The sequence below is a fragment of the Agromyces fucosus genome (assembly GCF_004134865.1).
In the GTDB taxonomy this organism is placed as follows: Bacteria; Actinomycetota; Actinomycetes; order Actinomycetales; family Microbacteriaceae; genus Agromyces; species Agromyces fucosus.
This window is the reverse complement of the sequence record NZ_SDPO01000001.1, coordinates 904,145-923,545: the sequence shown is the minus strand read 5'-3', so window position 1 is coordinate 923,545 and position 19,401 is coordinate 904,145. Positions and strand designations below refer to the sequence as shown.

Sequence of the window (19,401 nt, the reverse complement as noted above, 5' to 3'; positions counted from 1 at the left end):
GGATTGTTCATCGACGACTGTCCGGAGCCCACGGCTGGACGAGGGTCATCGGATGACATCCGGTGGCAGCATCCGCGACCCCAGAACAGGCGCAGGCTCGGCGGGGAGCGGCTCGGGCGCCCATTGGCGGCGCTTCGTCGACCATGCGATCGCGATGAGCAACACCCAGCCGCCTTCGACGAGGATCCGACTCTCGGCGAAGCTCTGACCGACGAGGGCGACGAGCACGAGCAGCGGGACGAGGGAAGCGGCCGAATAGGGGAGCGGCTCGCCCATGGGGTCCCTCGGCCGGTCGACGGCGAGGAACCACGCCCGCCAGAGCGCACCGATGACGATCGAAGCGAATGCGATGAGGCCGACGATGCCGAGCTGCATCCATACGTCGAGCCATGCGTTGTGCGCCTGAAGGTAGGTGACACCCTTTCGCACGGCGAGGTCGTCGAACGGTTCCACCCATGGCGCCCAGTAGCCGACCCAGCCCCAGCCGAACCACGGACGCTCGACGGCGAGGCCGATCACGGCATTCCAGATGTCGAACCGGCCCGTGAGGTCCTCGCTCTTGCCGAATAGATCGAGTAGCCCGTTCCAGAACACGAGCAGGAGAGTGACGGATGCCGCGAGCGCGCCCGTGGCCGCCCAGTACACGCCCCGACGGCGCTCAGGTCCGACACGGCGTGCCCAGATCACGAATGCGAATGCGACGGCGACGACGGCTGCGACGAGGATGACGGTCGCGGACCGCGTCAGCACGAAGACGAGCGCCGAGACGACGAGCCACCCGATCCCGGATGCCCGACGCATACTCCGCGTCGCGAGCATCGAGCCGAAGACGATGAGCCCGAGCAGGGCGACCATCGCGAGGAGATTGCGGCTCGCGACGATTCCCTCGATCGGGCCGCCGTCGAACAGCAGCCCGCGGGACCAGTAGAACGCCATCGGCAGCTTCTCGCCGGTGACTTCGAAGTCCGGAAAGTTCGGGAGTACCGGGCCGCGGACGTAGATCGCGACCCAGAGCTCGAATGCGAGCGACAGACCGAGCACCCACTTGATCGCCCCGCCGAGCGCTCGGACGAAGCGCGTCCACGGCAGGCAGTACACCAGGGCGAGTGCGACGACCGAGGTGACGAGCAGGAGGCAGACGCCGAGGGCGGATGCTCCGGGATAGAAGGACCAGGCGACGGAGAGCGTCGCAAGCAGGAGGAAGAACATGGTCGACTTCGGCGTACGCCGCCAATTCCACGACGGTTTCGACGACACGAGGAGTGCAACAGCGCCGCCGACGACGAGGAGGGCGATCATGCCGAAGCCCCACCAGCCGAGGAGGTTGCGCCAGAACTGGCCCGCGAGCACCGTGAACAGCGCGAACGTCGCGTATGCGCCGGTAAGGGTTCGGCTCGGGCCGGTGATCATGGCTCCAAGGCTATCGCGCGCGATGCGCGCCTTCACGGCCCGAGATGGCGTGTGCTCGCTCAGTTCTGAGGGTCTGGCGTTCGAGTGCCGGAGAGCCGGCGACGCAGGGCCCAGTACTTGCGACGCAGAATAGGAATGAAGCCGTCGTCGGCGATCGCCTGGAGACGATCGATCTGATCGCGGAGCGGCCCGAGTTGCGCATGCAGTTCGTCTCGCATCGCCGCGCGGGTTTCGTCGACTGCGAGTCGTCGCTGCTCGTGGAGGAGGTGCGTGAGATACAGAGGCAGGCCGCTCCCGTACTCTCGCACGTAGGCCACGAGACGCTCGTCCCTGACCAGGCGGTCGTATCGGTCGTGCAAATGGTCGAGATCGATCACGCTGTTGCCCGCAGCGCCCACGGTTCCGGGACGTTGGTGCCAGAAGGCCAGGCCTTCGTCGGGGAGGAAATCGATTCTCGCTGCTGTCAGGGCGCGAATGTGGAATTCCCAGTCGCCCACGACCTGCAGCTCCTCATTGAATCCGCCGAGCTCGCGGTACAGGCTGCGCCGATAGAGGAAGGAGATCGGCACGAAACGGTTCTTGTAGAGGTGGTCTGCGAGGAGGAGGTCCGTCATGGACGGGTGGAACACGTCGCGACCGAGCTCGGTGATCCGGTCGCCCTCGATGCTCTCCCAGATGATCGTCGTGCGCACGCTGACGCCGGCGGACTCAGCATGCGCATCGAGGTGAGCGACCGTCGTCGCGAGGAAGTCGGGACCCCACGTGTCGTCGTCATCGTGGATGACGATGAACTCCGAGTCGACGGCGTCGACACCTGCCGTCGCGCTGGGCCAGCGTCCGAGCGATCGTGCGTGGCGGACGGGATGCAGCCGCTCGCCGAGCAGCGGTCGGAACTCGTCGAGCACCGATGCGAAGTCCGACTCGTCGCCGCCGTCGTTCACCACCACGACGACGTAGTCGTCGTGGCTCTGAGCCAATATGGAGCGCAATGCCCGACGAAGCAGAAGCGGACGATCCTTGGTCCGTACCACCACGGCGACTCGCGCGTTCATGCCATTCCTCGATCCATCGTCTACCGGCGGACCGGGCCCGGACACAGATGCTACACGTTCACACGTGGCGTCGAATCCAGGATGCGCCGGTGGGGACGCGGTGCTCCAGGCCGACGAAAGTCCACGGCTTGGTAGCTTGGAGCCTGACGACCGGGAGGAACCTCGAGCATGTTCATTGCCATCGGCAACACCCCGCGCGACTACGCGTGGGGCTCCACGACGGCGATCGCGGAGTTCCGCGGAACCGAGTCATCCGGAGCGCCCGAGGCCGAGCTGTGGCTCGGCGCCCACCCGGGGTCACCGGCGCAGCTGCTCGACGCCGCATCCGTCGGACACGCCGACCTCGCGTCGTGGATCGCCGCCGCACCCGAGCAGGCGCTCGGTCCTCGTCTCGCCGCCGAGGGGGCTCGGTTGCCCTTCCTCCTGAAGGTGCTGGCGGCGGCCGCGCCGCTCTCGTTGCAGGCGCATCCGACGCCCGCCCAGGCGCGTGCCGGCTTCGCCCGTGAGGAGGCCGACGGCGTGCCGCTCTCGGCATACGACCGCAACTACAAGGACGAGTTCCACAAGCCCGAGCTGATCGTCGCCGTGAGCGACACGTTCGACGCGCTCTCGGGGTTCCGTCCGCTCGACGAGGTGCGCGGCGTGCTCGAATCGCTGCGGGCAGCGGATGCCGCGGCGCCCGAGCCCGATCCTTCCGCACTCGACCTGCTCGAGTCCCACCTGTCGGGAGCCGACCCGCTGCGCGACACCGTCGAGTGGCTGCTGCGCGACGGTCGCGGCGGCGACACCGGCGAGGCGTCGTGGGTGATCGACCGCGTCGAGGAGCTCGCGACCTCCGAGCTTGCGCTGGCCTCTCCGTACTCCCGCTCGTTCGAGACGGTCGGGGCACTCGCCGCGGCGTACCCGGGCGACCCGGGGGTCGTGATCTCGCTGCTGCTGAACCGGGTGCGCCTCGTGCGCGGCGAGGCGCTGTACCTCGCCGCCGGCAACATCCACGCCTACCTCGACGGTCTCGGCATCGAGCTCATGGCTGCGAGCGACAACGTGCTTCGCGGCGGCCTCACGCCGAAGCACATCGACGTCACGGAGCTCCTCGACGTGCTCGACTTCACGCCGATCCCCGCGCCGTACCTCGCTCCGATCGAGGTCTCGCCCGGGGTCGCCGTGTTCCGCCCCGACGTGCCCGATTTCGAGCTGTACCGGGTCGAGCCTGCGGCCGAGCCTGCCCGGGTCGCCCTCGACGGGCCTGCGATCGTGGTCGTCGAACGCGACGGCGTCACGATCGGCGGCGGCACCGGGGCATCCGTCTCGCTCGGTCGCGGCGGCTCGGCGTACGTAACGCCGGATGAGGGCGAACTCTCGATCACCGGCCCCGGCATCGCCTGGATCGCGACGACGGGGACGCCGGAGCTGGTCTCCGCCTAGGAGGCGACCCGCATGCCGAAGAGACGGCGGTAGGCGGTCGGCGTCGTCTGGAGCACCTTCACGAAGTGGTGCCGCATGACGGCGGCGGCCCCGAACCCGGTGTCGCGGGCGATCTCCTCGAGCGTGAACGAGGTCTCCTCGAGCAGCTGCTGGGCGCGCAGCAGCCGCTGGCGATTGAGCCACGCATTCGGCGTCGTGCCCGTCTCGGCCCGGAACCGGCGGGCGAACGTGCGGGGCGACATGAGCGCCTTGCGCGCGAGAAGGTCGACCGTGAGGTCTTCGTCGAGGTGCTCTACCATCCACTCCGTGATCTTCGCGAACGAATCGCTCCGGCACTCGGTGACCGGGGTCTGGATGAATTGCGACTGACCGCCATCTCGTTGCGGCGGCACGACCATGCGGCGGGCGATCATGTTCGCGGCACTGGCGCCGAGCTCGGTGCGCACGATGTGGAGGGCCGCGTCGATGCCGGCGGCAGTGCCTGCGCCGGTGACCACCTTGTCGTCCTGCACGAAGAGCACGTCGGCGTCGACGTCGGCACGGGGGAACATGCCGGCGAGCCGCTCCGTGTACATCCAGTGGGTCGTGGCTCGGCGGCCGTCGAGCACGCCCGCGCGGCCGAGCGTGAAGGCGCCCGAGCACACCGAGAGCACCCAGGCGCCGCGCTCGACCGCCTCCCGCAGCACCTGGGAGACGCGCTCGTCGACCGGTTCGTCGATCAGGGCGGCCGGAACGGCGACCAGGTCGGCGGTGCGGGCGAAGTCGAGCCCCTCGTGCACGACGATGTCGAAGCCGAGCTTCGTGGGGATGGGCCCGGGATCGGCCGCGACGACGTGGAAGTCGAAGGTCGGGCCCCCGGTGTCGCTGCGGTCGATGCCGAACACCTCGCAGATCACGCCGAATTCGAACGGCGCCATCTGTGGCATGGCGATGCAGGCGATGGTCTGGAGCACGGCGGCCTCCGTTGGCAGGAATCGGTCGTTTGATGTCCACTCTGCCACTTTCGGCAGTATCTCTCAAGTCATAGATTTACTGCCATGACCACGATCATCTTCCTCGTCCTCGCGGGACTCGCCGTCTGGGGCGTGCTCGCCACCGTGCTCCGCCTCGACACCGATGGCTACGGTCGACCGGAGATCCGCGACCGCACCCGCCACGCCGAGCACCAGCCCACGCGGCCCGCCTGATCGGACCGGAGCGGGCGAGCGCCGCTCCCGGATACGATCGACTCCGGCGGGGAGACACCCGGCCGGAAGGTGGGAACATGAGCTGGCTGGTCACCGGGGGAGCGGGCTACATCGGCGCGCACGTCGTGCGCGCATTCGAGGCCCAGGGCATCGGAGCCGTCGTGCTCGATGACCTCTCGTCGGGAAAGACCGACTTCGTTCCGAAGGCGACCCCGTTCGTCCACGGCAGCATCCTCGACGGCGCCGCGATCGAACGGGCCATCGAAGAGCACGGCGTCACGGGTGTCGTGCACCTCGCCGGGTTCAAGTACGCGGGGGTCTCGGTCGAGCGCCCGCTGCACACCTACCGCCAGAACGTGACCGGCACCACGACGCTGCTCGCGGCGATGGAGTCGAAGGGCGTCGATCGCATCGTCTTCTCGTCGAGCGCCGCCGTGTACGGCACGCCCGACGTCGACCTCGTGACCGAGGCGACTCCGAAGCGCCCGGAGTCGCCCTATGGCGAGTCCAAGCTCATCGGCGAGTGGTTGCTGGCCGACCAAGCGAAGGCGTCGAGCCTCCGTCACACGAGCCTGCGCTACTTCAACGTCGTCGGCTCGGGCACGCCGGAGGTCTACGACGTGAGCCCGCACAACCTCTTCCCGCTCGTCTTCGACGCCCTCCTCGCCGGGCGCACCCCGCGCATCAACGGCGGCGACTACCCGACGCCCGACGGCACGTGCGTCCGCGACTACATCCACGTCGCCGATCTCGCCGAGGCCCACGTCGTCGCCGCGCGTCGCCTCGACGCCGGCGACGGCCTCGAGCCGGTCTACAATCTCGGCTCCGGAGACGGCGTCTCGGTCGGGGAGATCATGCGAGCGGTCGCCGACGTCACCGGCATCGAGTTCGCTCCCGAGGTCGGCCCGCGCCGCGGCGGAGACCCCGCTCGCATCGTCGCCTCGGGTGAACTCGCGGCCCGTGACCTCGACTGGCGCATGCGTCACACGCTCACCGAGATGGTCGAGAGTGCGTGGCGCGCCCGCCGCGCGGCATCCGCTTCATAACGTCTGCTCAACGTCCCGGCGTGTCGAGACGGCCATCAAGCCTCGATGGCCGCATGAGGGTTTACGATCTGCGACTTGACTCACGGGAATTACACCGGTGTAATTGGTCATGACACACCCTCTGGGTGGTCGGTACAACTGGGTGGGAGACGATATGAGCAATCCTGAATATCGTTCTGGAGTACCTGACGATTGGTTCATCGATCCTGTCAGGCTGGGCGTTCCGGGGGTTCGCGCAGTCTCAGACGATGACAATCCGTTGGCATGGCAGAGCGACGCGCTGTGCGCGCAGACCGATCCCGAGGCGTTCTTCCCCGAAAAGGGCGGATCGACCAGGGATGCGAAGAAGATCTGCACCGGATGCGAGGTGCGCAACCAGTGTCTCGAGTACGCGCTCGGCAACGACGAGCGGTTCGGCATCTGGGGCGGACTCTCCGAGCGGGAGCGGCGCAAGCTCCGCAAACGAGCGGTCTGAGTCGCGGAGCTCGCCACGGCGAGCTCCGCACTCGCGACCTCCCGCGGTCTCGGCGGTCTCGCCGTGTCGGCGCGTCCAGACTTTCGACCGGATTTTCGAGGCACGCCCGGATCGGTGACGGATCCTGCCGGATGTGCCGCCTAGGCTGACCCCGATGTTCCCCAGAGTCACCGCCGTCCTCGTCGCACATCACGGTGGCGACCACCTCAGGCACTCGCTCGAAGCGATTCGAGCGCAGAGCCGTGTTCCCGATGCCCTCGTCGTCGTCCTCACGGAGGCCGACGCCGAAGCGCGAGAGATCGCGGCGGCTTCGTCTCCGACGCACATCGTCGAACTCTCGCAACGCCTCTCCTTCGGCGAGGCCGTGCGTGCCGCGGATCGCGTGCTCGACGCGCCGACGTCCGACGGCGACGCCCTGTGGCTGCTCGCAGAGGACACCGCGCCGGCGCCCGAAGCGCTCGAACTCCTCGTCGCCACGCTCGAGACCGCCAAGTCCGTCGCGATCGCCGGACCCAAGCTCCGCGAATGGGACGATCCCGACCGGATCGCGACGTTCGGCCGGACGATCACCCGTTTCGGTCGCAGCGTCTCGCTCGTGTCGGGTGAACTCGACCAGGGCCAGCACGACGGACTCAGCGACGTGCTCGGCCTCGACCCTGCTGCCATCCTCGTGCGGCACTCGGTCTGGCGCGCGCTCGACGGATTCGACCCGGCGCTGCCGACGGTCGACGACGCGCTCGACTTCTCGATCAGGGCACGTCTGGCCGGCCACCGGGTCTCCGTGGTGCCGGGCGCCCATGTGCGGTTCGCCGGCGACGGAGTCGTCGGGCAGCCGGCGGATCCGCGCGCCAGGGCTGCCAGGCGACGCACCCGTGCGGCCCGAGCGGCGGCCCTCCATCGGCGGCTCGTGTACGCGCCCGCCGTCGCCGTTCCCGTGCACTGGCTGAGCTTCCTGCCGCTCGCGATCCTCCGATCGGTTCGGCTGCTGCTCGTGAAGTCCCCGGGGGCGATCATCGGGGAGTTCGCCGCAGCGCTCGGCACGATGTTCTCGGGAATGCGCGTCGCGCGCGCCCGGCGGCAGCTGAAGACTGCGCGCACGACCGGGTGGTCGGCGATCGCTCCGTTGCGGATGCCGCCCGACGAGGTGCGCCGCCGCCGCCAGCACGCCGCCGAAGAGCGGCGCGAGCGGGCGCGGGGCAGGAAGCACGAACTGCAGTTCATCGGAACGGGTGGCGGTTGGGTGCTCCTCGTCTCGATCGTGGCGAGCGTCGCGCTCTTCTCCTGGTTGCTCGGCGCAGGCGGGCTGAGCGGCGGCGGCATCCTGCCGCTCTCGAGCGGCCTCGGCGAGCTGTGGCACAACGCGGCCTACGGTTGGCGCGACATCGGCGCGGGATTCGTCGGCGCCGCCGACCCGTTCGCGGGAGTGCTCGCGGTGCTCGGTTCGATCGCCTTCTGGGCGCCGTCCTTCGCGCTCGTCCTGCTCTGGCTCCTGGCGGTGCCGGTCGCGACGCTGGGCGCGTGGTTCGCCGCCTCTCGACTGACGGAGCGCGGTTCGGTGCGCGCCGTGGCCGCACTCGTCTGGGGTCTGGCCCCGCCGCTCCTGGTCGCCCTCGGCGACGGGCGCCCAGGCGCCGTGCTCGCTCACATGCTGCTCGGGTGGCTCGCGTTCGCCGTGTTCGGCGCGGCGACGTCGTGGGCCGCCGCGGCGACGGCGTCCCTGCTGTTCGCGGCGGTCATCGCGGCGGCGCCGAGCCTCGCGCCGGCGCTGCTCGTGGCGTGGCTCGTCGGTCTCGCGGTCAGTGGACGCGCTGCGGTGCGCCTCGCCGGACTGCCGTTGCCGGCATTCGTGCTCTTCGCGCCCCTCCTGTTCGAGCAGTTCGGTCGCGGCACCCCCATCGCCCTGCTCGCCGATCCCGGCCTGCCGCTGCAGAGCGTCGTCCCGTCTGCATGGCAACTCGCGCTCGGATTCCCCGGCGCTGCGTGGGGCGGTTGGCCGGAGTTCCTCGGCGACGGTTCGGTGATCGACGCGAAGCTCGTCGTGACCCTGCTCGTCGTGCCGCTCATCCTCGCGGCGCTCGCGGCCGTGCTCGCACCCGGCATCCGCGGGGCCGCACTCAGCCTCGGCCTCGCGCTGCTCGGCTTCGCGACCGCCGTGGCCGCCGGGCACGTCGCCGTGGCGGTCGCCGGACCCGAAGCGGTGCAGCTCTGGACGGGCCCCGGGCTGAGCCTCGCCTGGCTCGGGTTCGTGCTCGCCGCGGTCATCGCGTTGAACGCGGTGCGGCGCGGCGGTGCCGTCCTCGCATGGGTCGTCGCCGCGACGACGATCGCGGCGGTCGTGCCGACGGGGCTCGCCATCGCGACCGCCTCGACCGCGATCGCCCCTGCCGCCGAGCGCACGCTGCCGGCATTCGTCGGCGCCGAGGCCGAAGCCGACCCGCGCGTGACGACGCTCCGCATCCAGCCCGAGGTCGACGGCAGCATCAGGTCGACCCTCGAACACGGAACCGGCACGACGCTCGACGAGCAGTCGACGCTCGAGCAGACCCTCGACGAGATGAGCGAGTCTGAGGAACAGCTCGCCGAGGTCGCCGGAAACCTCGCCTCACGCAGCGGATTCGATCCGGATGCCGCGATCCGCGAGTTCGGCGTCTCGTTCGTGCTCCTCGCCGCGCCCGCCGGAGACGACCGCGAGGCCGCGGCGACCGAGGCCCGCGCGCGCACCGCCCTCGACGGCAACGCCGCGCTCATCGCCGTCGGCGAGACGGACTTCGGCACGCTCTGGCGGTTCAGCGCCGCCGAGCCCGACGCGCCGGCCGCGCAGATCCCGCCGAACGCCGGCGGTGCGCTGACGGGGCTCATCACCGCCGTGCAGATCATCGTGCTGGCCGCGACGATCCTGCTGTCCATTCCGACCGGGGCGGGTCGTGAGGCCGACCGTCGACCCCAGCGGCGCCGACCGCCGCGGCGCCGGCCGTGGCCTGCCGCGAAGGCTCGGAAGGATTCCGCCGAGGAGGCCGCGGGGGCCGACGCATCCCCGGAGCCGGTCCTTGCGGATCAAGAAGCCGGCGATTCCCCAGCGGCAGGAGAGTATGCCGACGCCGTCGAATCGGATGACGCGGCCGAGCCTGCCGATGCGGCCGAGCCTGCCGACGCGGCTGAGCCGGCGGCGGCCGATGAACCAGCGGGTCCCGACGAACCCTCGACGGACGAGCAGGAGCCGCCCGCGGCATCCGACCGAGCCGAACCGACCGAGACGAAGGGAGACGACGATGCGAGCTGAGCGCGCACGCACCCTGGCCCGCATCGGCGGCCGGGCCGCCGGACTCCTCGTGGCGGCCGCACTCGCCGTCGCCGTGCTCGGAGCCGCCGCCCTCGTGCCGTGGCCGGAGCACCGCGTCACCCCGCCGTCGCTCGTCGTCCAGCCCGCGGAGAGCCGACAGCAGCGCGTCTGCCCCGGCCCACTGCTCACGCTCGCCGACGACGCGGCTGCCGCGACGACCGCATCCTCGATCGGCGGGGCGGACGCGACGCTCGGCGCGGAGCCCGACGACGCCGAGATCGCCGAGACCCCGCTCGACGCGCCCGGCAATCCGCAGGCCGACCGCGACGGCACCCCCGTCGTGATCGAGGTCGAGCCCGGCACCGTCGACGCCGGCATGATCGCCGGGGCGCAGTCCCAATCGGCCGACACCGAGACGATCGCGGGATTCGCCGCCACCGCCTGCACCGAGGCCACCGCCGAATCGTGGCTCGTGGCAGGGGCGACGACACTCGGCCGCACGAGCCTCGTGATGCTGGCGAACCCCACCGACGTCGCAGCCACGGTCGACGTGCGGGTGACGGGCGAGACCGGTGCGGTCGAAGCCGGCTCGGCGCTCGGCATCATCGTCCCGGGCGGCAGCCAGCGCGTGGTCTCGCTCGCCGGACTCGCCCCGAACCTGGCCTCTCCGATCGTGCACGTCACGAGCACCGGCGGCACGATCGCGGCGGCGCTCGAGCAGTCCGCCGTCGACGGGCTGGCGCCCGCCGGGGTCGAGCTCACCGGTCCGGCGGCGATGCCCGCCAGCACGCAGATCATCCCCGGATTCGTGGTCGCGGAGTCGGGCGGCATCGACCCCGCCGATGACCACGCCGAGGGCGATGCGTTCCCAGCGGTGCGGCTGCTCGCCACGGGCGACGAGCCCGTCGACGTGACGATCGGGCTCGTTCCCGAAGCGGGCAGCACCTCGGGCTCCACGATCGAGGCGACGCTCCAGCCGGGCCGCGCGACCGACGTTCCGCTCGGGGTGCTGGACGCGGGTGCGTACACCGTGCGTATCGAGGCCGACGGCCCCGTGCTCGCGGCCGCCCGCGCCTCGGTCACCGCCCCGGGCGACGCCCAGCAGCCTGGATCGGCGGATGCCGCGGCTGCGGGCGACTTCGCGTGGACGGTGTCGACCTCCCCGCTGCTCGAGGACGCGGTCGTCGCGGTCCCCGACGGACCCTCGCCCGTCCTCCACCTCGCGAACGAGGGGGAGGACGAGGCCGAGGTGCAGGTCACGATCGACGGCGAGACGCGTGCCGTGGCGATCGACGCGGGCTCAGCGGCATCCGTCGAGGTCGACGCAGGCTCGATGGTCACGCTCGCCGGAGTCTCCGGGGTGCACGCCTCGGTCTCGTTCGGCGACGAAGGCGAACTCGCCTCGTTCGGCGTGCAGCCGCCCGGACCGCTCGACGCGCCCATCCGCGTGTTCCCGCGCTAGGCGTCCGACAACAGTCAGGCCGTCGCGAGGCGCGCCGTGCCGCGCTGCCGCCGACGTGCTCAGAGGTGGCGGTAGCGGCCCGGCGCGAGCTCCCACGGGTCCTTGCCGAGCAGGTCGGCGATGGCCCGGAAGACGCAGCTCTCGATGAGCAGCTTCTCCTCGCGCTCCTCGCCCTCCTGCAGCCGGAGGAACCGCACGATCGGCAGCCGGTAGAACACGATGCGACGCTCGTCGTGGAAGACCTTCCAGCGATCGACGTGGTCGTCGTGGATCGCCTCGGCCGGCCCCTGCGCGACTTCGAAGACGACGCCGTCGAGTTCGGGCCAGAGCCCGCGCAGGTACGCCGCGGTCGTGCCGACCGTCACGTCGAATTCGTCGAGCCGGTTGTGCAGCATCGGCAGGTGGGGCCCCGTCACGGCTGAGCGGAGCCCGCGGCCGTGACGGTCGCGGGCGAGGCGCCGTGGCGATCGCGGCTCTGAGACGGCACGACGGGAGCGGGGCATGCTCTCATCGTACTGAGTCGTGCCCACCGATCCGCTCCGATGCTCGCTACTCTGGTGGAGCCATGAGACGTTGTTCGCGCACTGCCTGCGCTGCCGAAGCGGTTGCCACGCTGACGTTCGACTATGCCGATTCGATGGCCGTGCTCGGTCCGCTCGCGGTCACCCGCGAGCCCCACGGCTACGACCTCTGCGCACGGCATGCCGAGCGCACGTCGGCCCCCGTGGGGTGGCAGGTCGTGCGGCACGTCAGCCTCGGTGAGGTAGGTTTCAAGGCATGAATTCCGCAGCATCCTCCGAGGCACGAGCGCGCCTCGACGCCATCGTGAAGGCCTACGACGTCCGCGGAATCGTCGGCGACGGGCTCACCGCCGAAACCGTCCAGGCGCTTGCAGCGGCCTTCGTCGACGAGGTCGGCGCAGGCGGCGGCACGGTCGTCGTCGGGCATGACATGCGCGACTCCTCGCCCGGCTTCGCCGAGGCGTTCGCCAGGGGGGCCGTTGCGCGCGGTGCCGATGTCGTCTCGATCGGGCTGTGCTCGACCGACGAGAGCTACTTCGCCTCCGGCTCGATGAACGCGCCGGCGGCCATGTTCACGGCGAGCCACAACCCTGCCGCGTACAACGGCATCAAGTTCTCGCGTGCAGGCGCGCAGGGCATCTCGCTCGACACGGGCCTCGCCGCGATCCGCGATCGCGCAGCCGACTACCTCGAGCAGGGCGTCGCGCCCGTCGCCGTGCCAGGCACGGTCTCGACCGTCGACGTGCTGGCGGACTACGCGGCGTACCTGCGCTCGCTCGTCGACCTCAACGGCATCCGCCCGCTCAAGATCGTCGTCGACGCCGGCAACGGCATGGGCGGGCTCACCGTGCCGGCCGTGCTGGGCACCGCTGCCGGGCTTCCTGCCCTTCCGCTCGAGATCGTGCCCCTCTACTTCGAGCTCGACGGCACCTTCCCGAACCACGAGGCGAACCCGCTCGAGCCCGCGAACCTCGTCGACCTGCAGCGGGCGGTCGTCGAGCACGGCGCCGACCTCGGGCTCGCCTTCGACGGCGACGCCGACCGTTGCTTCGTCGTCGACGAGCAGGGCGGTGCGGTCGACCCCTCGGCGGTGGCCGCCATCGTGGCGCTCCGCGAGATCGCCCGCGTGCAGGCGATGGGCGAAGCGGATGTCGCGGTGATCCACAACCTCATCACCTCGCGCTTCGTGCCCGAGGCGATCGAGGCCGCAGGCGCGACTCCCGTGCGCACCCGCGTCGGCCACTCGCTCATCAAGGACCAGATGAAGGCGACGGGCGCCGTCTTCGGCGGCGAGCACTCGGCGCACTACTACTTCCGGGACTTCTGGGGCGCCGACAACGGCATGCTCGCGGCCATGCACGTGCTCGCCGAGTTCGGCGCGCAGGAGGCCCCGCTCTCCGCGATGTCGACGCGCTTCACCCCGTACGCGCTCTCGGGTGAGATCAACTCGGTCGTCGACGACGTGCCCGCCGCCTACACGCGCATCGTCGAGGCGTTCACCGATCGCGCCGAGTTCGACGAGCTCGACGGCCTCACGGTCACGGGCATGACCTCCGGCGACGAGGCGTTCTGGTGGTTCAACGTGCGGCCCTCGAACACCGAGCCGCTCCTGCGCCTGAACGCCGAGGGCGAGGATGTCGCGACGATGGCGGCCATCCGCGACGAGGTCCTCGCGCTCATCCGCGCCTGAGTCCTGCGAGGCCGTGCACACGCCTGCGCATCGGCACTCCGACGCGAGCTGGCAGAATGGGCGCATGACCACGCTGCCCGCGACCACCGCCCTCCCGTACAAGGTCGCCGACCTCTCCCTCGCCGAGGCCGGCCGGCACCAGCTGCGGCTCGCCGAGAACGAGATGCCGGGCCTCATGGCCCTCCGCGCTGAGTTCGGCGCGTCCAAGCCGCTCGCGGGCGCCCGCATCGCCGGCAGCCTGCACATGACGGTGCAGACCGCCGTGCTCATCGAGACCCTCGTCGCGCTCGGCGCGCAGGTGCGCTGGGCGAGCTGCAACATCTTCTCCACGCAAGACGAAGCGGCCGCCGCGATCGTGGTCGGCCCCGAGGGCACCGTCGACGCCCCCGCGGGTGTGCCGGTCTTCGCCTGGAAGGGCGAGTCGCTCGAGGAGTACTGGTGGTGCACCGACCGCATCTTCGACTGGTCGGCGGAGGCCGCGGCATCCGGTGCCGACTGGATCGGCCCCAACATGATCCTCGACGACGGCGGCGACGCCACGATGCTGGTGCACCACGGTCGCGACTTCGAGGCAGCGGGCGCGGTGCCGGCGGCCGCAGATGACGCCAGCCACGAGTACCGGGTGGTGCTGGACACGCTGCGCGCGAGTCTCGAGCTCAGCACCGACCGCTGGACGCGCATCGCCGAGGAGCTCAAGGGCGTCACCGAGGAGACCACCACCGGCGTGCACCGCCTCTACGAGCTGCACGCCGAAGGCGCCCTGCTCTTCCCGGCCATCAACGTCAACGACTCGGTCACGAAGTCGAAGTTCGACAACAAGTACGGCATCCGACACTCGCTGCCCGACGGACTCAACCGCGCGACCGACGTGCTCATGGGCGGCAAGGTCGCCTTCGTCGTGGGCTACGGCGACGTCGGCAAGGGCGCTGCAGAAGCGCTGCGAGGCCAGGGGGCCCGGGTCATCGTCTCGGAGGTCGACCCGATCTGCGCGCTGCAGGCTGCGATGGACGGCTACCAGGTCGCCCGCCTCGACGACGTCATCGGCGAGGTCGACATCCTCGTCACCTGCACGGGCAACAAGGACGTCGTGCGCACCTCGCACATGCTCGCCATGAAGCACCTCGCGATCGTCGCGAACGTCGGCCACTTCGACAACGAGATCGACATGGCCGGACTCGAGTCGCTCGCGGGCGCCGAGCGCATCGAGATCAAGCCGCAGGTGCACGAGTGGCGGCTGCCGACGGGGCGCTCGATCCTCGTGCTCTCCGAGGGCCGGCTCATGAACCTCGGCAACGCCACGGGGCATCCGTCGTTCGTCATGTCGAACTCCTTCACGAACCAGGTGCTCGCCCAGATCGAGCTGTGGACCAGGCCCGAGCAGTACCCGGTCGGCGTCTACGTGCTGCCGAAGCACCTCGACGAGAAGGTCGCGCGCCTGCACCTCGACTCGCTCGGCGTCGAGCTCACCGAGCTCTCGCCCGAGCAGGCCGCCTACATCGGCGTTCCGGTCGAGGGCCCGTACAAGGTCGACCACTACCGGTACTGATCTCGTTGGTCGAGTGGCGACGAAGGAGCGTATCGAGACCCGTCACGTCGGTCTCGATACGGCGCTGGCGCCTACTCGACCAGCGGGAGGGCTGACTCAGCGCTCGGGGAACCCGGGCGGCGTCGCCGTGAGCACCGGCGCGAGCGAGGCCATGCGGGCGTCGACGAGCGAGAGCGCCACTGCGTCGCGTTCGCGGCGGAGCGCCGCGACGCCGGCGAGGAAGAGCTCGGGCGGCGCATCGGGCAAGGGCGAGACGAACGGCGCAACCTCTGCGGCGAGCGACGCTGCGACGCGGGCGCGACTCTCGGGCACCAGGTGCGCGGCGTTCGTGAAGAAGGAGGCGACCCGGCGCGCGAGCGGGTCGGGCAGGCGCGCGACATCGGCGATGGCCGCCCAAGCGACGAGCTGGGGCGGCACGCCGAATGCGGTCGACGGCAGCTTCGGCACGCGCTCCACCTGGCCGTGAGTACCCGCCAGGAGGTCGCCGAGTCGCTTCGACGACGGGTTCAGGAAGCCGACGAGGACGGCGAGGCCGCCGAAGGTCAGGTAGATCTCGACGACACCGGTGAGCGCCCTGATGAACGCGTGCCGGAACCCGATCGCCCCGCCGTCGTCGCGTACCACGCGCAGACCCAATGCGAGCTTGCCGAGCGAACGACCGTGCGTGGCTGTCTCGACTGCGGTGGGCACGATCACGATGCAGGTCACGATGCCCGCGATGAGGATGGCCTGGAAGCCCTTCTCGTCGATGCCGAGCCCCGAGAGCGCCAGCAGCAGGCCGAGGATGAGGAGCACGGACACGAGGACGTCGATCATCGCGCCGCCTGCTCGGATGATCGCGCTCGCGGGTCGCACGTCGAGCGTCACGGCCTCGCCGGTGACGACGCCCTCGTCGTCGAATCGGGCCGCGCTCGGGGCGACGGCGGGGGCATCTGCCATGGGTAGTATTCAAGCAGATGGACCTCGATGCGCTCGCCTCCGCCCGTCATGACGACTGGCAGCGGCTCGACGCGCTCGCACGACGTCGACGGCTCGACGGCGCCGAGGCCGACGAGCTGATCGAGCGGTACCAGAGCGCGGCCTCCGACCTCTCGCTCGTGCAGGCGACAGCGGGTTCGACCCCCCTCGGCGACCGGCTGTCCGTCACGCTCGCGAGGGCTCGACTCGCCTTCACGGGTGCACCCGAGAACCCGATGCGCCAGTTCACCCGGTTCGCGATCGTGAGCCTGCCGGCCGCGTTCTACCGCTTGCGGTGGCTGACCCTCGCCATGGCGATCGTCACGGTCGTCGTTGCGGCCCTCTACGCGTGGTGGATCAGCGCCGACCCCCGCGTGCTGGCGGCGATCGGCAGCGAGGATGAGCTGCGCCAGCTCGCCGAGGAGGGTTTCGTCGCCTATTACTCGGAGAACCCGGCGGCTTCGTTCGCGGGCGCCGTGTGGACGAACAATGCCTGGATCGCGGCGCAGTGCGTGGCCTTCGGCATCCTCGGGGTGTGGGTGCCGTGGGTGATCCTGCAGAACGCGCAGAACCTCGGCGTGAACGCCGCGGTCATGTTCGCCTACGACGAGGCCGACACGTTCTTCCTCTACATCGCACCGCATGGACTGCTCGAGCTCACGTGCGTCTTCGTCGCGGCGGCGGCCGGCCTCCGCATCTTCTGGGCCTGGGTGGCGCCGGGCGCCCGGTCTCGGGGCGTGGCACTCGCCGAAGACGCCCGCGCGCTCTTCAGCGTCGCCATCGGCCTCGTCTTCTTCCTCTTCGTCTCGGGAATCATCGAGGGCTTCGTCACCCCCGCCCCGTGGCCGTGGCCGGTGAAGATCGGCATCGGCGTCGCGGCGCTCGGCGGGTTCCTCGCGTACATGCTCGTGCTGGGCGGCCGCGCGAGTCGCGCGGGCGAGACGGGCGACCTCGTCGAGTTCGACGCAGGGTCGCAGCGCATCGTCGCCGGCTGACCGTCGCGTGTCCACGGCCGTGGAGACGACGATGGCGGATGCCCCGTGGGACATCCGCCATCGTCGTCTGAGAGGTTACGCGGCGAGCTGCTTCGTGCGGTCGAAGACGAGCTTGTAGATGAGCGCTGCGATGACGGCGCCGAGGATCGGGGCGACGATCGACACCCACAGCTGGCTCCATGCGATGCCGCCGCCGTAGAGCGCGGTGGCGATCGAGCGGGCCGGGTTGAACGAGGCGTTCGACACTGGGATGGCGATGAGCGCGAGCAGCGTCAGCGTGAGGCCGATCGCGAGCGGGGCGAAGCCGACGGCCGCGCGGGTGCTCGTGACGCCGAGGATCACGAAGAGGAAGATCGCCGTCGCGACGGTCTCGATGAGGAAGACCGAGCCGAGGCCGTAGTTGCCGGGGGAGAGCTGGTCGTAGCCGGTCGATGCGCCGGTGAAGATGACGATGTCGAACTTCGGACCGGCCGAGAGGATGCCGAGGAGCACGGTCGTCGCGAGGATGCCGCCGAGGATCTGCACCGCGATGTAGGGGCCCACCGCCTTCCAGGAGAACTTGCCGGCGACGGCGAGACCGATGCTCACGGCGGGGTTGAAGTGTCCGCCCGAGATGGGCCCGAACGCGTATGCGCCGACCACGACCGTGAGGCCGAGGGCGAGGGAGACACCGAGGAAGCCGACGTTCAGGCCGCCTTCGCCGCCATTGAATCCGGCGGCGAACACGACGGTGCCGATGACGCCGAAGACGAGGATGAAGGTGCCGATGAATTCGGCGGTGAGCTTCTGGGCGGTCGAGGGAGCCTCGACGGCCGTGGTCGCATCAGACACAGGGGGTCCTTTCGTAGGGGAGACAAGACGGAATCGGCACCAACCCCCTGGCGCCTGAAGCGAACCTATCGAGCGGCAGGCGCGGCGAGCGTGAACCGCGCGCGAATGTTGTGAATCCGCTGGGGATCGATGCCGCGCCGCGTCACCTGCCGTCGTGCGAGGCCCGAAACCGTCATCCGGCCGTCAGAGCCGGCCGGTCGCCTTCAGCTCCAGGTAGAGATCGGCGAGGGCGGGCGGCAGCTCGAGCGGCGCTGCGCTCACCGTCAGGCCGCCGAGTCGCCGTACCGCGGCGCCCACGCGTTCGCCGTCGAGAAGGCCCCGTTCGGCGGCGGCGGCGGCGTAGACCTGCTCGAGGTCGTCGCGCCCGCGCGCGGCGTCGAGGAGCGACGGGTCGGCGACGGAAGCGACCACCACGGTGTGCCGAGCGGTCAGCTGGGGGAGGACCGAGAGGAGTCCACGTGCCGTTCCGGGTGAGTCGGCGGCGGTCAGCAGCACGACGAGTGCGTGCCGACTCGTGATGCGGCGCACCTGCGCCGGAACGGCCGCCCAGTCGGCCTCGATCAGTTCGGCCTCGATGCCCGCCATCGTGTCGACCATTCGGGCGAGGAGCGCCGGACCGCTGGCGCCGTGCACCCGCCCGCGGAGCCGACGATCCCATGCGAGGAAGTCGACCTTGTCGCCGGCGTGCGAGGCGAGCGCGGCGAGCAGGAGCGATGCCTCGAATGCGGTGTCGAGGCGCGGTTCGTCGGCGATCCGGGCTGCCGCGGTGCGCGAGGTGTCGGTCACGATCACGATGCGGCGATCGCGCTCGGGACGCCAGGTGCGCACCATGAGACGTGTACTCCCGGGCACCTCGGGGTCCGCGTGCCTCGCCGTGGCGCGCCAGTCGATCGAGCGCACGTCGTCGCCGCGCACGTACTCCCTGATGGAGTCGAACTCCGTGCCCTGACCGCGGATGAGCAGTGGTGTGCGGCCGTCGAGCTCGCGCAGCCGGGTGAGCCGCGACGGCAGGTGCACGCGCGAGTGGAAGGGCGGGAGCACGCGGACGCGGCCCGGCGCCGAGAGCGTCGCCTGCCGGGGCCAGAGCCCGAGGGGGCCGGCGGAGCGGATCGTGACCTGGTCGCTGCGCCGGTCGCCCCGTCGCCACGGGGTGAGCTCGAGCGTCATGCGACGGCGCTCGAACGGAGGGATCCGGAGCGGGGTGCGATTGGGGCCGGCGACCCCGGCCGACGGTTCCCAGCCGTCGCGCACGGTGGCGCGGAGCATCCGCTGCCCGAGGTTCTCGACGCTCAGCACCGAGGTCACCGGTTCGCCGAGCCGCACGCGGTCGGGCAACTCGCGGCGCAACGCCACCCGACGCGGTGACGCGGCGAGCGACAGGTCGAGCGCGCCCGCGCCGATGACGAACACGAGCCACCCCACGAGCGCGAGCCAGGCCTCGGGCGCGCCGACGGCGCCCGCCGCGACGACGGGCACGACGCCGAGTGCGACGAGGAGGACGAACCGACCGGTCAGAGCCATCAG

At 70.7% G+C, this 19,401-nt stretch carries 17 protein-coding genes; 10 read left to right on the top strand and 7 right to left on the bottom strand.

The features are described from left to right. Positions 1-45: 45 nt before the first annotated feature. A complete protein-coding gene (locus ESP57_RS04265; RefSeq protein WP_129230639.1) occupies positions 46-1,410 on the bottom strand; it encodes an O-antigen ligase family protein in 1,365 nt (454 codons plus the stop codon). Between the two features lie 59 nt (positions 1,411-1,469). Beyond that, complete coding sequence (locus ESP57_RS04260; protein WP_129230638.1) at positions 1,470-2,462, bottom strand: glycosyltransferase family 2 protein; 993 nt, start codon at positions 2,460-2,462, stop codon at positions 1,470-1,472. Between the two features lie 168 nt (positions 2,463-2,630). Here ESP57_RS04260 and manA point away from each other — a divergent pair, with 168 nt between their 5' ends. Then, positions 2,631-3,887: a mannose-6-phosphate isomerase, class I gene (manA, locus tag ESP57_RS04255; RefSeq protein WP_129230637.1), complete on the top strand. Its 1,257-nt coding sequence runs from the start codon at positions 2,631-2,633 to the stop codon at positions 3,885-3,887. On the opposite strand, the gene ESP57_RS04250 is transcribed toward manA, so the two are convergent. Next, the gene (locus ESP57_RS04250) at positions 3,884-4,840 is read right to left on the bottom strand and encodes a GlxA family transcriptional regulator (protein ID WP_129230636.1); all 957 of its coding nucleotides are present in this window, start codon (positions 4,838-4,840) and stop codon (positions 3,884-3,886) included. The genes manA and ESP57_RS04250 overlap by 4 nt on opposite strands. A gap of 84 nt (positions 4,841-4,924) precedes the next feature. Here ESP57_RS04250 and ESP57_RS18375 point away from each other — a divergent pair, with 84 nt between their 5' ends. The 5 genes from ESP57_RS18375 (at position 4,925) to ESP57_RS04230 (ending at position 11,337) form a co-directional block, all read left to right on the top strand. Continuing rightward, positions 4,925-5,074, top strand: coding sequence for a hypothetical protein (locus tag ESP57_RS18375; protein WP_157377055.1), 150 nt, complete (start codon positions 4,925-4,927; stop codon positions 5,072-5,074). Between the two features lie 77 nt (positions 5,075-5,151). After that, a complete protein-coding gene (galE, locus tag ESP57_RS04245; RefSeq protein ID WP_115957378.1) occupies positions 5,152-6,120 on the top strand; it encodes a UDP-glucose 4-epimerase GalE in 969 nt (322 codons plus the stop codon). 154 nt (positions 6,121-6,274) lie between these two features. Further along, positions 6,275-6,595 (top strand): WhiB family transcriptional regulator, encoded by a 321-nt coding sequence (locus ESP57_RS04240; RefSeq protein WP_082571351.1) that lies wholly within the window; start codon positions 6,275-6,277, stop codon positions 6,593-6,595. Between the two features lie 154 nt (positions 6,596-6,749). After that, entirely contained in the window at positions 6,750-9,875 is a 3,126-nt protein-coding gene (locus ESP57_RS04235) for a glycosyltransferase family 2 protein (RefSeq protein WP_129230635.1), read from the top strand. Continuing rightward, entirely contained in the window at positions 9,865-11,337 is a 1,473-nt protein-coding gene (locus ESP57_RS04230) for a DUF5719 family protein (RefSeq protein WP_056009934.1), read from the top strand. Before ESP57_RS04235 ends, ESP57_RS04230 begins: the two co-directional genes overlap by 11 nt. A 59-nt stretch (positions 11,338-11,396) precedes the next feature. Here ESP57_RS04230 and ESP57_RS04225 read toward each other — a convergent pair whose 3' ends face one another. After that, positions 11,397-11,840, bottom strand: coding sequence for a hypothetical protein (locus ESP57_RS04225; RefSeq protein WP_056009931.1), 444 nt, complete (start codon positions 11,838-11,840; stop codon positions 11,397-11,399). Positions 11,841-11,902: 62 nt separating this feature from the next. Here ESP57_RS04225 and ESP57_RS04220 point away from each other — a divergent pair, with 62 nt between their 5' ends. The 3 genes from ESP57_RS04220 to ahcY all read left to right on the top strand — a co-directional run bounded on the left by ESP57_RS04220 (position 11,903) and on the right by ahcY (position 15,094). After that, positions 11,903-12,118, top strand: coding sequence for a DUF3499 family protein (locus ESP57_RS04220; RefSeq protein WP_082571350.1), 216 nt, complete (start codon positions 11,903-11,905; stop codon positions 12,116-12,118). Next, on the top strand, positions 12,115-13,548 hold the full coding sequence (locus ESP57_RS04215) for a phosphomannomutase/phosphoglucomutase (RefSeq protein WP_056009929.1): 1,434 nt from the start codon (positions 12,115-12,117) through the stop codon (positions 13,546-13,548). The genes ESP57_RS04220 and ESP57_RS04215 overlap by 4 nt, the downstream gene beginning before the upstream one ends. Positions 13,549-13,612: 64 nt before the next feature. Further along, positions 13,613-15,094, top strand: coding sequence for an adenosylhomocysteinase (ahcY, locus tag ESP57_RS04210; RefSeq protein ID WP_056009927.1), 1,482 nt, complete (start codon positions 13,613-13,615; stop codon positions 15,092-15,094). 96 nt (positions 15,095-15,190) lie between these two features. Here the strand turns inward: ahcY and ESP57_RS04205 are convergent, their stop codons facing one another. Next, a complete protein-coding gene (locus tag ESP57_RS04205) occupies positions 15,191-16,033 on the bottom strand; it encodes an RDD family protein (protein ID WP_115957388.1) in 843 nt (280 codons plus the stop codon). Between the two features lie 17 nt (positions 16,034-16,050). Here ESP57_RS04205 and ESP57_RS04200 point away from each other — a divergent pair, with 17 nt between their 5' ends. After that, the gene (locus ESP57_RS04200; RefSeq protein WP_129230634.1) at positions 16,051-17,046 is read left to right on the top strand and encodes a stage II sporulation protein M; all 996 of its coding nucleotides are present in this window, start codon (positions 16,051-16,053) and stop codon (positions 17,044-17,046) included. Positions 17,047-17,121: 75 nt separating this feature from the next. Here the strand turns inward: ESP57_RS04200 and aqpZ are convergent, their stop codons facing one another. Further along, positions 17,122-17,877: an aquaporin Z gene (gene aqpZ, locus ESP57_RS04195; protein WP_115957390.1), complete on the bottom strand. Its 756-nt coding sequence runs from the start codon at positions 17,875-17,877 to the stop codon at positions 17,122-17,124. A 183-nt stretch (positions 17,878-18,060) separates the two neighbouring features. Beyond that, on the bottom strand, positions 18,061-19,398 hold the full coding sequence (locus ESP57_RS04190) for a DUF58 domain-containing protein (RefSeq protein WP_129230633.1): 1,338 nt from the start codon (positions 19,396-19,398) through the stop codon (positions 18,061-18,063). Between the last annotated feature and the right edge of the window lie 3 nt (positions 19,399-19,401).